We start from the raw sequence: 13,767 nt of genomic DNA on the forward strand, positions 1-13,767 counted from the left end.
TCAGCTGCCGATCAGCCGCTCGCGCTCCACCGAAGTGATCGGGATGACCGAGCCGTGACGAGCACCCTCCGGAAGACGTGCCGCAGCCCGATGCTCCCAGCGGCCGTCGAGCGGTTCGGCACTGCGGTAGAGCTGGTAGCCGCGGAGCTCGAACTCGTCCAGAAGCAGATACGCCGTCTCCTCGTCGATTCCCGCGAAAACGGCCGGCCCTTCCGCACGGGCCTGGGTTGCCGATCCCAGCTCGCGCGCGACCAGGCGGAAGTCCGGGGACAGGTACGCTCCCCCGCGTTCCTGCGAGACGAAGCGAGAACGGGTCTGGGGATCGTCCGTGAGGGAGTCCGCCGTGAACCGGGCGAGCTCTCCCTGCCACTCGAGGAAGGTCGCATCGATGATGTCGTGGCCCGGATCGAGGTAGCTGCGTGCAGGGCTGAAGTGCTGGAAGTCCTGCGTCTCGGTCACGAGGATCCGCTGGTGCTCCTGCCGGGCGCGATCCGATCCGGGCTCGTACACGGCAGCGGCGAAGAAGACCAGCCACGCGTTGTCGGCGGCCGACCAGAACGCCTTGGGCGCCCAGGCGTTGCCCGCTTCCTCCGGAGCGATCTCGGCGAGGCGGGGCGGCGTCCAGGTGAGGAGGTCGTCGCTCTGCCAGATCACGATGGAACGGCTTCCGTGCCGGACCGCGCGCTCCCAGTCCTGATCGGGAAAGGTTCGCAGGTCCGTTGCGATGAGGACGAACGAGCCCGTCCTCGGGTCGCGCGCGAGGAACGGATCCCGCACTCCTTGTTCTCCGACATCGGAGCGGAGCACGGGGCGACCGCCGGCGACCGGCATCCACTCGTCCGGTTCGCGGCCGCAGGTCACCGCGAATCGGATCTGCTCGCAGTCCGGGCCGTTCCCGTTCTGGAAGTAGGCCAGGAGGAATCCGTCGTAGCTCGGGCTCATGTCGTCCTTTCTGCCGAGGCCGTGGCCTCTGCTGCGGTGTCACCGAGGAGGCGCTGCGGCGTGGCGATGTCCCGATCGGCGATCAGCTGTCCGTCGCTCACGGCGAGACGCGCGCCGTGGATGGGGCTGCTCCGCGCGACCATCCGGCTCGGGTCGTCGAGCCGCGGATGCGTGAAGTAGAAGAGGATCGCCGACTCCGGCCGTCCGGCTGTCGCCGGGAGGACCACCGCGTCCGCATGATGGCCGATTCCGCGATCGTCGGGGTGGCTGCCCGGGGTATCGAGGATGAGTCCGCCGTTCAGCTCCTGGCGCTGCCAGGTCCGGGTGTCACGGGAGCGGTGAACACCGAGCCCGCGCCACTCGTCGGTGATCATCCAATGCCAGCCGCCTAGGGAAAAGACATTCGGGCCCTCATGCGGCGGGGTCGCCGGCACGGCCCGCCCTTCGACGCGCCAGCCGCACAGGTCCGGGCTGACGGCGGACCACGTCGAGGAGCCGTCGCGCTCGTTCTTGTACCAGAGCCGCCAGTTCCCGTCTTCGCACCGCGCGACCGCCGCGTCGATCACCCGGTCGGAGCCAAGCTCCATCTCGCCGACGCGGTCCCAGTTCAGGAGGTCGTCGCTGACGAACTCCACGATGTGGGCATCTGCGCCCGTCCACGAGTCCGGGACACCGTCGACCACTGTCAGATACATCCGGTAGCGGTCTCCGGCGGCGATGACCTCCGGAGCCCAGAGCGTGTCGTCACGGCCGAGCCCATTCGCCGTTCCGCTGTAGTGCCACGTGGCTCCGTCGTCCGACGAGATCGCGATTCCGATCGACGTGCCGTGGATCCAGCGCACGCCCTCGCCCGGTTCGGTGGTCCGCCGTTGGGTGTAGAACATCCACCAGTCGCCCGTCCGGCTGTTCCTGATGACCGCCGGGTCGGTCGCTCCGTCGTAGACGGGGTCCCGGAAGATTGGCGCACTCATCGCATACTCCGCACATTCATTCCGATGTCCGAACGTGGACCTCGCGTAGGTTGTAACGTTATACAACGCAGAGGGACATCGCCCGGCAGGGGGCGGGAGGGAGAGACGTCATGGTGACGATCCGCGATATCGCGAAGGCCGCGGGAGTCTCGCCGATGACGGTCTCGAACGTCCTCAACAGCAGGCCGCACGTCAAGGATTCGACGCGGGCGCGCGTCCTGCAGACGATCGACGACCTGGACTACCGGGTGAACATCGCCGCACGCAATCTGCGCCGCGGGAAGACGCACACCATCGGCCTCGCCGTGCCCGAAGTCGATCGCCCGTATTTCGGCGAGCTGGGTGCCGCGATCATCGAGAACGGCCGGCGCCACGACCTCAACGTGGTCATCGAACAGACCGAGCGCTCGCGTGAGAACGAGCTGACGGCGCTGGCCCTCTCCCGGCTTCGGATGTACGACGGCCTCATCCTCGGCGCCGTCGGGCTCGGTGAGTCCGACGTCGAGTTGCTCCGCGTGGACTTCCCCGTCGTGATCCTGGGTGAGCGCATCTTCAGCGGTCCCCTCGACCACGTCGCGATGCCGAACGACGACGGCGCCTACGCCGCAGTCCAGCACCTGATCGAACGCGGGTGCACCCGGATCGTCGCGGTCCACGGCTCGCTGAGCCACGACACCGACGTCTCGACGCTGCGCCACGCGGGATATCGCCGGGCCCTCGCCGAGGCCGGGATCGAGGAAGATCCTCGGTTGACGCTGACCCTGGACGTGTTCTCGCCGGAAGCGGCCTCCGCGGCCGTTCACCAGGCGGTCGACGCCGGTCTGAGCTTCGACGGAGTCTTCTGCGTGACCGACTACGTCGCCCTCGGCGTCATGCGCGCGCTCGCCGATCTGGGCATCTCGGTCCCCGACGACGTGAAGGTCATCGGCTTCGACGATGTCGAGAGCAGCCGGTTCCTCACCCCTTCGTTGTCGAGCGTGAATCCGTCGAAGGATCTCATCGCCGCGAAGGCCGTCGACCTCCTGGTGGACCGCATCAACGGCGGGAGCGGCGAGGCCGTCGAGTTCGTGAGCCCGTTCACGCTCGTGGCGCGGGAGTCGACGGCGGTCCGCTGAGATCGTCTCCGAAGCTCGTCCGCCTCGGCTCATCCCTTGACGCTGCCGCTGACCAGCCCGCTCACGATCTGACGCTGCGCCACGATGAAGAAGATCACCATCGGGATGAGGACGATGACGCTCAAGGTCATGAATGCCGGCCAGTCCGTCGTGAACTGCCCGACGGCGGTGTAGACCTGCAGCACCAGGGTCTGCTTCTCCGGCGAGTTGATGAACACGTTGGGGGTGATGAAGTCGTTCCACACCCACATGGTCTGGAAGACGCCTACGGTCACCAGGATGGGTCGGATCAGCGGCAGCGCGACCGACCAGTAGACCCGGAAGGCTCCGGCGCCGTCGATCTTCGCCGCCTCGAACAGTTCCGTCGGCAAGGTGCGCATGTATCCGACGATGAGGAAGTAGCAGAAGATCGAACCGCAGCTGTACATGACGATGAGCCCGTTGAGGGAGTCGACGAGCCCGACGCCGGCGAGCATCCGGTACAGCGGGATGAGCGTCGCCTGGCCGGGCACGAGGAAAGCGACCACGAGGATGACGCCGACGATGGTCGCGAACCGGCCCTTGCCGATCAGCACGCCGAACGCCGCCATCGACCCGATCAGCAGCATGAGCACGATCGAGATCACGGTCACGTACAGCGTGTTCAGGAAGGCTTGCACCACCGGCGTCGTCTGGAAGACCTGGATGTAGTTGCCGAGGAAGAGGTGCGTCGGCAGGGCGAGCGGGTTGGCCGCCGTCTCCGGCTGCGTCTTCAGCGTGTTGACGAGGATGTAATAGAAGGGGAGAGCGACGACGCACGCGACGGGGATCATCACGATGCTGAGCAGGATGCCGCGGGTCTGTTTCATGAGTAGCGCTCCTCGAGGCGACGGGACAGGGCGAGCTGGCCGAGGATGATCAGCCCGACGACGAGGAGGAAGAGCACGCTGAGAGCCGACGCCTTGCCGACGTCGGACTGGGCGATGCCGTTCTCGATGATCGACTGGGTGAGCGTCCGGGTGGCGAACCCCGGACCGCCGTGCGTGAGCGTGAACGGCAGGTCGTAGACCTTGAGCCCGTTCGTGAGCAGCAGGAGCTGGCTGACGGTGATGGCCGGGACGAGCAACGGCAGCGTCAGGTTCTTGAACTCCTGCCAGCGATTGGCCCCGTCGATCTTGGCGGCCTCGAAGATGTCGGAGGGCAACGCCTGGAGATAGGCCAGGTAGAGCATCGCGTGCCATCCGGTCTGGGACCACACGGCGACGATGATCACGCTCACCTGTGCGAGCGTCTCGTTCGAGAGCCACGGGATCGGCGCCACTCCCAGCTGACCGATGACCGAGTTGATCACGCCGGAGCCGAGCGGGCTGAGGATGAAGGCCCACACCAGCCCGAGGATCGCGACGCTGGGAACCGCCGGGAAGAAGAAGACGGAGCGGACGAAGCCACGACCCACGAATCGACGGTTGAGCACCAATGCCAGCGGGATCGCGAGAGCGGTCACGATGACGGTGGTCGCGACCGCGTAGAAGAGCGTAAAGCCGAACGCGGAGACCATCGAGGAGTCTTTCCAGATGGTGACGTAGTTCTTGAAGCCGACGAAAGTCGGGGTGCTGACGTACCCGTTGTAGTCGGTGAAGCTGTAATAGATGGACTGGGCCATCGGGATCAGGTACAGCACGACGAAGACGATGAGGATGGGGACGACGAACCAGTAGGCGGCGAATCCCTCCCGGGCCCGTCGGAAACGCGACCGCGTGCGAACCGCGGTCCGCAGGTCTCGTGCGATCGCCGGGCGTTCTACCGTTGTTGCGTTGGCCATGTCCTCGTGCTTTCTGGGATGCCTCGAGAGGTGGCGCCCGGGGGCGGCGCCACCTCTCGAGAGTCTGCTACTTGATCGCGTCGAGCTTCGCGTCGAGTCCCTTGGCGACCTGCTCCGGGCTGACGGTGCCGCCGATCAGCTGCTGCAGGAGGGCGGTGGCCTCGGTGCCCATCTGGTCGCTGTGGGTCGGCCAGTTCACCTGGGGAAGGTAGAACTTGCCCGCGCGGACGGCATCGGTCATGTCACTGAGCGACGGGTCGAGCGTCGGGGTGAAGTCCTTGGTGGTCGTGATGGACTGGGTCTGCTTCTGGTAGACCTCGACGCCCTTCTTGCTCTGCAGGAACTGCACGAACTTCTCGGCGGCCTCCGGATCCTTGGCCTTCGCGTTGATCGCGTAGCCCGGGGAGACCGCGCCGCACCAGTAGCTCTGGCCGTCGGCGCTGGGCACGGCGAGGTACTGCAGCTTCAGGCTGGGCGCCGCCTGCTGGATGCCGCCGAGAGCCCAGGAACCGGTCCCGATCATCGCGACCTTGCCCTGCTCGAACTGCTGCGTCACCTGGTCGCCGGTGAGCCCGGACACCGTACGAGGCTCGACGCCTTGCGTGAACAGCTGGTTCCAGGTATCGAGCGCGTCGGTCCAGGTCTTCTGGAACGAGGTCTTGCCGGCCCAGATCTGCTGGTCCATCGTGCCGCCCAGGCTCTGGTTCTTCAGGCCGAGAAGCGCAGCCAGGCTGACGGGGATGCCGTCGCCGCCCTCGTAGAACGGCGTGATCCCGGCGGCCTTGAGCTTCTTGCCGAGGTCGAGGAAGTCCTGCCAGGTCTTGGGCGCATCCGTGTAGCCCACCTTGGCGAGGAGATCCTTGTTGATCAGGATGCCGCCACCCCACGATGCCGTCGCGGCCCCGTAGACCTTGCCGTTCTGGGTGTAGGTGGCCTTGGCGGCCGGGGAGATGTTGGAGATCCAGGACTCGCTGCTCAGGTCCTTGGCGAATCCACCACTCATGATCTGCGCCTTGTTCTCGGCGGTGATGATGAAGACGTCGGGGGCGGTGCCGGAGCCGAGCAGGGTCTGCAGCTTCTGGATGTACTGCGGGACCGGCGGAGCGTAGGAGGCCTTGACGGTGTAGCCGGGGTTCTCCTTCTCGAACTCGGCGAACACGGGCTTCATGGTCTGCTCGTTGTCCCAGGAGAGGAAGCTGACGGTCTTGGAGCCTCCCGATGCGCCGCTTCCGGCGGAGCATCCGGTCAGCGCGAGGGCTGCGGCGGCGATCGCCGAGACCGCGATGAGCGTCCCCTTCTTGCCGCGGCGGCGCGGCGAGGAACTGTGGTGAAGCGACATTGCTTTCTGCTTTCTCTTAGGTGTCGAGGGTTTCGGGTAGTGCAGGCTGTGTCAATCGGATTGAGTCAGCGCTTGTTCGTACAGGTGACAGGTCTCCGGACGGCAAGTGGGTGAGTTCGTCGATGACGATCTCGCGATGGAAGCCGTCGCCGTCCGGGACGGCGAACCGGTGGTAGGCGATGAGCCACTCGTCCGTGCCGGGGACCCGGAGGATGGAGTGGTGGCCGGTGGCGAAGATGCCGTCGGCCGGCGACTGTTCGAGCAGGACGCCTCGTTCGGTCCAGGGACCGAAGGGGCTCTCCCCCGTCGCCCAGCGGACGCGGTATGCGGGGTCGCGGGTGTCGTTCTCCGACCAGGTCAGATAGTAGAGGTCACCCCGGCGGTGGATGTGGGCGGCCTCCCGGAATGTGGGGTGCTCCCAGGCCGTCACCGAATCCAGGTCGATGGACACCATGTCGTTGCCGAGGCGTGCGATGTGGGCGACGGTGTTGCCCCAGATGAGGTACGACGTCCCGTCGTCATCGACGAACACCGCCGGGTCGATCGCACGACCCGCGAACTGGCCGCGCGAGACGATGGGGGCGCCGGAGTCGATGAACGGCCCAGTCGGTGACGTCGCCACGGCGACGCCGATGTTGTCGTCGGCGGTGAAGTAGAAGTAGTAGAGACCATTGCGGTAGGCCGCGGCCGGCGCCCAAGCGTTCCGGTCGGCCCAGGGAACGTCGCGGCCGAGCCGGAGCACCTCCCCCAGATCCGTCCACTCCCGCAGGTCGCGCGATCCGAGGACCCGGAAGTTGTCCGAGTCCCAGTTCTCGTTGCCGTCGGTCGTCGGATAGAGGTAGAAGCTGTCTCCGAATGCGACCAGTGCGGGGTCGGCGAAGAAGGGCCCCGTCTGTGGCGTCGAGCGGTTCACGTCGTTGTCTCCATTCGTCTCCGCAGCTTCGCGGAGGCTGATCTGTATCGATACATGATCGATGGGATGTATCGTTACACACCGCTGCCGGATTTGCAACTCCCCGCGCAGTTCGATGACACGATTGACAGCAGGCTGTCGATACCCTAACGTTCAGACATGCCGTCTCCTGCGACTCCGCACGACCCCTGGACAGAGTTCGTGACGAGCGTCTTCGCGGTCAACAGCCTGATCCTCCAGGCCGGCGAAGGGATCGTCGGCCCCCTCGGCGAATCAAGCGCGCGCTGGCAGGTGCTGGGACGAGCGTTCGGTGGGATGACCGTGGCGGAGATGGCGAAACAGATCGGCCATGCGCGGCAGAGCACGCAACGTGTGGCGAATGCCCTCGTTGCGGACGGGCTCGCAGAATATCGCCCGCATCCCACCGATCGCCGAACACAGATGGTGCACCTGACAGCTCGGGGCCGAGACCTGCTCGAGCAGATCTACGAACGACAGCTCCAGTGGTCGGAAGGCGTGATCGAGAACCTCCCCTCGAACCAGTTGGTCGAGGCTACCGAGGCGCTCCGCAGCGTCGCCGCCCGACTCGAAATGCTCATCTCCGAACACAACGAAAGGCAGCCATGACCAGATACATCGTGCTCTACCACGCTCCCCTCGCCGTGGCGCAGCGCTTCGCCCAAGCCACTCCCGAGGAAGCCCAGCTCGGGCTGCAAGCGTGGATCGACTGGGCCATCGAACTCGGGCCGGCGCTCGTCGACCCTGGCCAGCCCCTCGGGCAGTCCCGGAAAGTCACGGCCGAAGGAGTGTCGCAGGGCGACACCGACGTGATCGGCATGTCGATCATCGAGGCCCCCTCGATGGAGGCGGCCCTGGAAATGGTCGAGAACCATCACCACCTCGGCTGGGCAGAGGGGTGCACCATCACCGTCCTCGAGGAGATGGCCATCCCCGAGCTGTCTTCCTGAGGAGCAGCCGTCGGGTTCCCCTGAACGGCTGGTCGCCGCGATTGGGACGGCTCGATCTCCCTCTGCACGATCGAGAATCGCTTACCAGCGACGTCCCTGCGCGGGAGTCCGCTCACGGTCGGAGCGCGACCAGCGTGCGGACGTCGACGTGTTCCAGAAAGGGATCCGTACCGGCCAGCGCCTCGCCCAGGTCGGTCGCGAATCGGTCTCGGTCCTTCCTTCCCGGTATCCGGTCGGACATCGCCGAGAAGACCCCTCCCACGATCTGCTCGAGGGTGAGGGTGTCGGTGTAGCTGACACGAACCTCGTCGACCGTGTACCCCATGGGTGTCAGTTCACGCCGATAGGTGGAGCGGGATTCGTCGTCCGTGCCGCAATAGCCGGTAGGACGGGCGCCCAGCCGATGTTGCAGGAATGCCCGCAACGCGACCGACCACGCCGTGTCTTGCAGCCACAATGGGGTCCCGTTGGCGATGATCGCCAGGCCGCGCCCCGGTTTCAGCACCGCCGCGGCCGCCGTGAACAAGGTGTCACGGTCGATGAGATGGATGGCGTTCGCTACAGTGATCGCTCCGACACCCCCATAACCTCCCGCGATCGTTCGCAGATCGTCGGCTGTACCGCGGATCCAGTCCACGTTGGTCACGGCGGCCTCGCGTGCCGCGGTTCGGGCATGCCCGAGCATGTCCGCCTCGGGATCGACGCCCAGCGCCCGTCCGACCTTGCGTGCCAAGGGCAGTGTCAGCTGACCCGTGCCGCACCCGAGATCGACGATCGTGTCTGCCGGAGTCAGTGCGAGGGCACCGGCAACGGCATCGACGACGGCTGGAGGGTAGCCCCGGCGAAATCGGGCGCAGTAGCCCGCCACGTCCCCTGTCGAATCCGCCCGCCATACGACCAATACTGCGTGCCCCTGGCATGGCCGGCTACTGGCGATTTGTCTTCCTGAGGCGCGGCCGTCGGGTCCCCTGAGCGACCGGCCTGCGGACGCCTGTTACGGATAGCGGCGGTTCGTAACACTGCGCGCCGGGATCACTCAGAGCCGTAGCGTCGGCTCATGATAAATTCCGGCAGCGCGGTTGATCGTGATGGCGGTGCTAGCCATATCGATCGAATGCTGAGCCTCCAAGATCGAATACGCGACAAGCGCGGGGAGTTCCTGTTGTTCGCGATCACCCCGCCCCAGGGGACCACGCCACCTGAGCGCGTTGCCGATATTGCCAATCGAACGCGTTCGCGGTTGACGTCTCTGGAACTGGATGGAGTCGTGCTGTACGACATAGATGACGAGAGCGATCGAAATGCGAGCGATCGACCGTTTCCATTTCATCCCACATTGGATCCCGCCCACTATTTGTCGGAGTACCTTGCGCCCCTGGATGTACCGGCCGTCGTCTATCGCGCAGTGGGCAAGTACCGCACCGAGGAGATAGCGACCTGGAGCGCCCACCAAGATCCACGAAACTCCCTCTCTGTATTCGTCGGCAGCCCCACCAAAGACAGCCACGTTCATACGAGCTTGGCCGTCGCGCATCGCCTTCGCTCCGAGAGAGCACCGGATCTTCTCGTGGGCGGTGTGGCGATACCGGAACGGCACGCTCGGCGCCGGGATGAGCACCTTCGAATGCTGTCCAAGCAGGACTCGGGTTGCAGCTTCTTCGTGACCCAGGTCGTCTACGACGTCAACGCCGCAAAGAACCTGGTCTCGGACTATAGCTACGAGTGCTCTATGAGGGGCGCAACTCCGGTACCGATTGTGTTCACGTTTTCTGTGATCGGTGGAAAGCGAACTCTCGAATTCATGCGTTGGCTCGGGGTGGACGTTCCGCGATGGATCGAAAACGAGGTGATCCACTCCGACGATCCTCTGCTGGCGACGCACGAGCATTCGCTCGCGGCTGCGAAGGACCTCGTCTCGTACTGCCGCCGACGTGGAGTTCCCGTTGGCCTCAACGTGGAGAGCGTGTCCTCGAGGTCGGTGGAGATCGAGCAGTCAGTCGAACTGGCCCATACTCTGACGGCCCTTCTCAAACGACATGACGTCGGGGATTGCCCCGGGGATGATGAATTCAGCTGTTCGCGATCTGCTCCGCCACGTGCGCGGAGTGGAGGACGGTGACGATGATGGCGGCCGCGAAGGGGAAAGCGAATTGGGCGGCGGGACCGATGGCCCAGATCCGCTCCGGGTGGTCGTTCTCGGGGACTCTGACACGCAGGTCATGTGACAGGTGGCTGAGCGGCGCGCGGCGTTTGTCGCCGAGGTGCACCGTGGCGCCTTCGATGCTCACCGGGTAGGGGTGGAATCCGATCGCGGAGACCGTTGTGTCGTAGTCGCCGCTCTTCGCACCAGACAGCGGGACGACGGTGATCTTGCCGGAAGACAGCGCTGCTTCCAGCCGGGTGGCGACGGGAAGCATGATGGAGGTGAGATAGCGCCACACGAAGAAGGGGGCGTCCGTCACCGGCAGGTTGCGCGTTCCCAGAAAGGCGACGATATCGGCCAGAGTGTCCTGCCAGGGTGAGGTGCTCGGATCGGAGTCGGCGATATCCCTCCGCAAGAGCTGAAGCGGGTCTGGGGCTGATTCGAGATGCTCCGGCGGAAGGGTTCTTGCGCCGCCGATCACGGGCTGGACCATGTGGTCTCGGACGGAGATCTCCGTAGCGCTGTGATGAACGTCGACTCCGGCTCCACGGGGTGTCCGCGTGCGCACCGCGGGAAAGAGCCCGTGCCGCGAGGTGATGTCCACCCGGTGGCCGGCAGCGGCGAGGGTGAGGGCCGCGTCGATGCCGGAAGGTCCCATCCCGACCACGAGCGCATTTCCTGGCCGAGACTGTTCCAGGGCTGTCGCCGGATACGGGTCGAGCGTGTCCATCCCGGGCACACGCTTTGCGGGCCCGCGGCCCATCCCGAAGACGACATGACTCACCCAGGCGGTTGCGCCCGAGGTCAAGCGCAGCTCGTATCCCCCGCCGGCCGCCGGTGTCACGGATATCACCGTGCCGGTCACCCGGGAGACTGCGATCGATCGGCGTGCTGCCTTCCGGGCGTACTGCTCGTAGCGGGCCCGGGCATACCGTCCCACGGTCGAACGCGGGATGGGTTCCGTGATTCCATGCTCTGCCAGATAGTCGAGGAAGTCGTCCGGTTTTCCCGAGACCAGGGACCCGATATCGGGGGAGGTGTTCAGCAGGAGTCCGCTCGCCTCGTCGGAGAAGACAGGCGGGTGCACGGGCTCAGCAGCGTCGAAGATCGCGATTTCGTCTCCCGGGCTGAGGGTGCCCACGAGTTGGACGAACGCAGACGTTCCCGTAACCCGTCCGCCGATGATGCCCACTTTTCTCACTCTGTGTTCCTTCCACTACAAAAGCCCGAGAATTCCCGGCGGAAAGGCGCGCTCGCATGGCGCTGCGAGCAGTGGGCAATCGCCTCCGGTAGATCCGGGCACCTAGCCTGCAGCGCCTTGCAGAAACGTCCTCTACACCTCCGCCCCGAACCGAATTCCGGTTACTGAGGAGGCTGCTCCAAGTAGTAGTGGACGCGGGGGTCGAATGGGGGCAGAACGGTCGGTTTAACCCTGAAACTTCACCCCGGGCGGACCGGTCGCCGGAACGCTATTGTCGCGGACAGGTTCACTCGGCCCAGCAGCTGCCTGCCGGTGCTCGAACATGCACGAGACCGTCTCGCGATCAGCTTCGCCGGTTTCCGCGTAGCGGCACCCGCGCGACCGCAAGGGCGAGCGCGAGCAGGGCGCCGGAGACGATAGCGATGTCGGCGATGTTACCGATGAACCAGTTCACGTAAGCGATGAAGTCGACAACGCGCCCCTGCCCGAACGACGGCGCCCGGAACAGGCGGTCACCGAGGTGCGTGATCGCGCCGCCGAGCAGCAGCCCGAACGCCACCGCCCACCGCCGTGATCCGACCCGCCGCGAGAACCAGAGCAGCGCTACGACCGCGATCGCAGCGATGATCGTGAACACCCAGGTCGCGTCGACCATGTGAAGAGAACGCGGCCCCCGAGTTGTACGTCAGCTGCAGCCCGAGCAACGTTCCGATCAGCGAGTAGTACGTGCCCTCCTGCAGGGTGGACGTCGCCCACAGCTTTTACTGAATCGGATGATCGGTAACCCGTTCGCCGATTGTATGCGCGTACATCCAATTCCCGCAACATCGAAAATGCGCATATACACGCCGATGTCTGCGCGTACACTGTTGAGGCAGGTCAAACCAGAAATAAGGGGGACGCGTGGCGGGGAACATACCGACGGTGTATGACGTGGCTGAGGCGGCCGGTGTCTCCACGGCATCGGTCTCCCGGTTCTTCCGTAGCCCCGAGAAGGTTCGGCCTGCCACCCAGGAGGCGATCCGCGCCGCGGTCGACGAGCTCGGATACATCCCAAGCGGACTCGCCCGCGGCCTGGCGGAACGCCACAGCGGCGTGATCGGAATGTATTCGTTCAGCGACCATGAGCCGGATGAACTGGAAATGCCCAAGCATCCGGCGAGGGGCGACGTGCCCGTCATCCGTGAGTCGTCCATGGCCCAGAGAAGCTACCCACTCTTTGCCGACGAGGTGCTGCACGGGGTCGAACTGGAATGCACGCTTCGTCGGCTTCCTCTCGCCCTGGGCTGGCAGAGGCGCAATAGTGGCGGCGTCTCTCTCGACGAGATCGCGAGACGGGTGGACGGGTTGGTCGTACTCCCCGGTGTCATGTCGCCATCCGCACTCAAGCAGCTGGCGCGCACGAAGCCCATCGTATTGGTCTCGCAGAAACCGGAGACTCCGGTGCCCGTGTCCACGGTGACCGTGGACAACGAGGGCGGGATGCGGCGACTTGCCGAGCATCTGATCTCCGACCACGGTCACCGCAGCTTCTGGGTCGCTGGTCCCGTTGACGACTTCGACAGATCCGCACGTTACCGGGGCCTGCTGAAGGCCGTGGCGGAGGCCGGACTCGAGCCTCCCGGCGGCACAGAACTCCGCGAGGCCCGGCTTCGTTCCGACACCCGATCACGCCTCGCCGATCTGCTCGCACGCGCCGACCGCCCCGAGCTCCCGGACGTCATCGTGTGCATGAATGACCAGATCGCGCTCGGCGTGATCGAAGCGTTGACTGCGGCTGGGATCCGTGTGCCCGACGATGTCGCCGTCACCGGCTTCGACGGGATCGACGCCGGACGATTCGTCACGCCTGGGCTCACAACGGTGCGGCAACCCATGAACATGATCGGCCGCGTCGCCGTCCAACTTCTCGCCAACCAGATGACGGAGAACCCCACTGAGTGTGAACACCGGGTTCTGGACGTCGACGTCCTCTTGAGGGGCAGCTGCGGATGCACCCCGTAGAAGTGCGCAGCCAAAGAGCCCCGAGGGTGGTCTGCCGCCGCCGCGCCTCGGTTACGTTTCGCGGCTATCAGCTCGGCTAGTCCGAGCAGGAAGAAGGTCCCCCATGTTCGCGAACCTCACCGGTTGGCACCTGATCATCATTCTCGCCGTGGTGATACTGATCTTCGGTGCAGCCAAGTTGCCGGCCCTGGCTCGCGCCGTGGGGCAGTCGGCCCGCATCCTACGCAGCGAGGCGAGGAGCTTGCAGGACGACGCCCCGGCGGAAAAGGACCAGCCCGTCCAGCAGTAGCCTGTGCCCCGTCGCGACATGCGCGGCCGGCTTCTGGTCGGCGGCCGCCGAACCGGATGAGCGCCACGACGCCGGTGTCGT

The 13,767-nt window shown here is 65.5% G+C and carries 15 protein-coding genes; 6 read left to right on the top strand and 9 right to left on the bottom strand.

Going from position 1 to position 13,767, the window contains the following annotated elements:
• Together ACPYOG_RS06165 and ACPYOG_RS06170 are read right to left on the bottom strand one after the other, a co-directional pair.
• Entirely contained in the window at window positions 1-942 is a 942-nt protein-coding gene (locus ACPYOG_RS06165) for a glycoside hydrolase family 43 protein (protein ID WP_481293364.1), read from the bottom strand.
• A complete protein-coding gene (locus ACPYOG_RS06170) occupies window positions 939-1,913 on the bottom strand; it encodes a family 43 glycosylhydrolase (RefSeq protein ID WP_481293365.1) in 975 nt (324 codons plus the stop codon). The genes ACPYOG_RS06165 and ACPYOG_RS06170 overlap by 4 nt, the downstream gene beginning before the upstream one ends.
• Before the next feature lie 110 nt (window positions 1,914-2,023).
• Between ACPYOG_RS06170 and ACPYOG_RS06175 the strand changes: the two genes are divergently transcribed.
• Complete coding sequence (locus tag ACPYOG_RS06175; RefSeq protein WP_481293366.1) at window positions 2,024-3,028, top strand: LacI family DNA-binding transcriptional regulator; 1,005 nt, start codon at window positions 2,024-2,026, stop codon at window positions 3,026-3,028.
• A 29-nt stretch (window positions 3,029-3,057) separates the two neighbouring features.
• Here ACPYOG_RS06175 and ACPYOG_RS06180 read toward each other — a convergent pair whose 3' ends face one another.
• From ACPYOG_RS06180 to ACPYOG_RS06195, 4 genes are all read right to left on the bottom strand, one after another.
• Window positions 3,058-3,876, bottom strand: coding sequence for a carbohydrate ABC transporter permease (locus tag ACPYOG_RS06180; protein ID WP_481293367.1), 819 nt, complete (start codon window positions 3,874-3,876; stop codon window positions 3,058-3,060).
• Window positions 3,873-4,829, bottom strand: coding sequence for a carbohydrate ABC transporter permease (locus ACPYOG_RS06185; protein ID WP_481293368.1), 957 nt, complete (start codon window positions 4,827-4,829; stop codon window positions 3,873-3,875). The genes ACPYOG_RS06180 and ACPYOG_RS06185 overlap by 4 nt, the downstream gene beginning before the upstream one ends.
• 67 nt (window positions 4,830-4,896) lie before the next feature.
• Window positions 4,897-6,168 (bottom strand): ABC transporter substrate-binding protein, encoded by a 1,272-nt coding sequence (locus ACPYOG_RS06190; RefSeq protein WP_481293369.1) that lies wholly within the window; start codon window positions 6,166-6,168, stop codon window positions 4,897-4,899.
• 16 nt (window positions 6,169-6,184) lie between these two features.
• On the bottom strand, window positions 6,185-7,081 hold the full coding sequence (locus tag ACPYOG_RS06195; RefSeq protein WP_481293370.1) for a family 43 glycosylhydrolase: 897 nt from the start codon (window positions 7,079-7,081) through the stop codon (window positions 6,185-6,187).
• Between the two features lie 201 nt (window positions 7,082-7,282).
• Between ACPYOG_RS06195 and ACPYOG_RS06200 the strand changes: the two genes are divergently transcribed.
• Both ACPYOG_RS06200 and ACPYOG_RS06205 read left to right on the top strand, forming a co-directional pair.
• Window positions 7,283-7,708 carry a MarR family winged helix-turn-helix transcriptional regulator gene (locus ACPYOG_RS06200; RefSeq protein WP_481293371.1) on the top strand — a complete coding sequence of 142 codons (426 nt, stop codon included), beginning with the start codon at window positions 7,283-7,285 and terminating at the stop codon, window positions 7,706-7,708.
• Window positions 7,705-8,049: a YciI family protein gene (locus tag ACPYOG_RS06205; protein WP_481293372.1), complete on the top strand. Its 345-nt coding sequence runs from the start codon at window positions 7,705-7,707 to the stop codon at window positions 8,047-8,049. Before ACPYOG_RS06200 ends, ACPYOG_RS06205 begins: the two co-directional genes overlap by 4 nt.
• A gap of 112 nt (window positions 8,050-8,161) precedes the next feature.
• Here the strand turns inward: ACPYOG_RS06205 and ACPYOG_RS06210 are convergent, their stop codons facing one another.
• Entirely contained in the window at window positions 8,162-8,917 is a 756-nt protein-coding gene (locus tag ACPYOG_RS06210) for a class I SAM-dependent methyltransferase (RefSeq protein WP_481293373.1), read from the bottom strand.
• Between the two features lie 189 nt (window positions 8,918-9,106).
• Here ACPYOG_RS06210 and ACPYOG_RS06215 point away from each other — a divergent pair, with 189 nt between their 5' ends.
• The gene (locus tag ACPYOG_RS06215; RefSeq protein WP_481293374.1) at window positions 9,107-10,168 is read left to right on the top strand and encodes a methylenetetrahydrofolate reductase; all 1,062 of its coding nucleotides are present in this window, start codon (window positions 9,107-9,109) and stop codon (window positions 10,166-10,168) included.
• On the opposite strand, the gene ACPYOG_RS06220 is transcribed toward ACPYOG_RS06215, so the two are convergent.
• Together ACPYOG_RS06220 and ACPYOG_RS06225 are read right to left on the bottom strand one after the other, a co-directional pair.
• Complete coding sequence (locus ACPYOG_RS06220) at window positions 10,119-11,393, bottom strand: FAD/NAD(P)-binding protein (protein ID WP_481293375.1); 1,275 nt, start codon at window positions 11,391-11,393, stop codon at window positions 10,119-10,121. The two genes, ACPYOG_RS06215 and ACPYOG_RS06220, sit on opposite strands and share 50 nt — an antisense overlap.
• A gap of 343 nt (window positions 11,394-11,736) precedes the next feature.
• Entirely contained in the window at window positions 11,737-12,048 is a 312-nt protein-coding gene (locus tag ACPYOG_RS06225; RefSeq protein ID WP_481293376.1) for a signal peptidase II, read from the bottom strand.
• 269 nt (window positions 12,049-12,317) lie between these two features.
• Here ACPYOG_RS06225 and ACPYOG_RS06230 point away from each other — a divergent pair, with 269 nt between their 5' ends.
• Together ACPYOG_RS06230 and tatA are read left to right on the top strand one after the other, a co-directional pair.
• Complete coding sequence (locus ACPYOG_RS06230; protein ID WP_481293377.1) at window positions 12,318-13,397, top strand: LacI family DNA-binding transcriptional regulator; 1,080 nt, start codon at window positions 12,318-12,320, stop codon at window positions 13,395-13,397.
• A 103-nt stretch (window positions 13,398-13,500) separates the two neighbouring features.
• Window positions 13,501-13,686, top strand: a complete 186-nt coding sequence (gene tatA, locus ACPYOG_RS06235) for a twin-arginine translocase TatA/TatE family subunit (protein ID WP_481293378.1) — start codon at window positions 13,501-13,503, stop codon at window positions 13,684-13,686.
• The last annotated feature ends 81 nt before the right edge of the window (window positions 13,687-13,767 follow it).

The sequence above is a fragment of the Leifsonia sp. HAY1-4F genome (assembly GCF_056755275.1).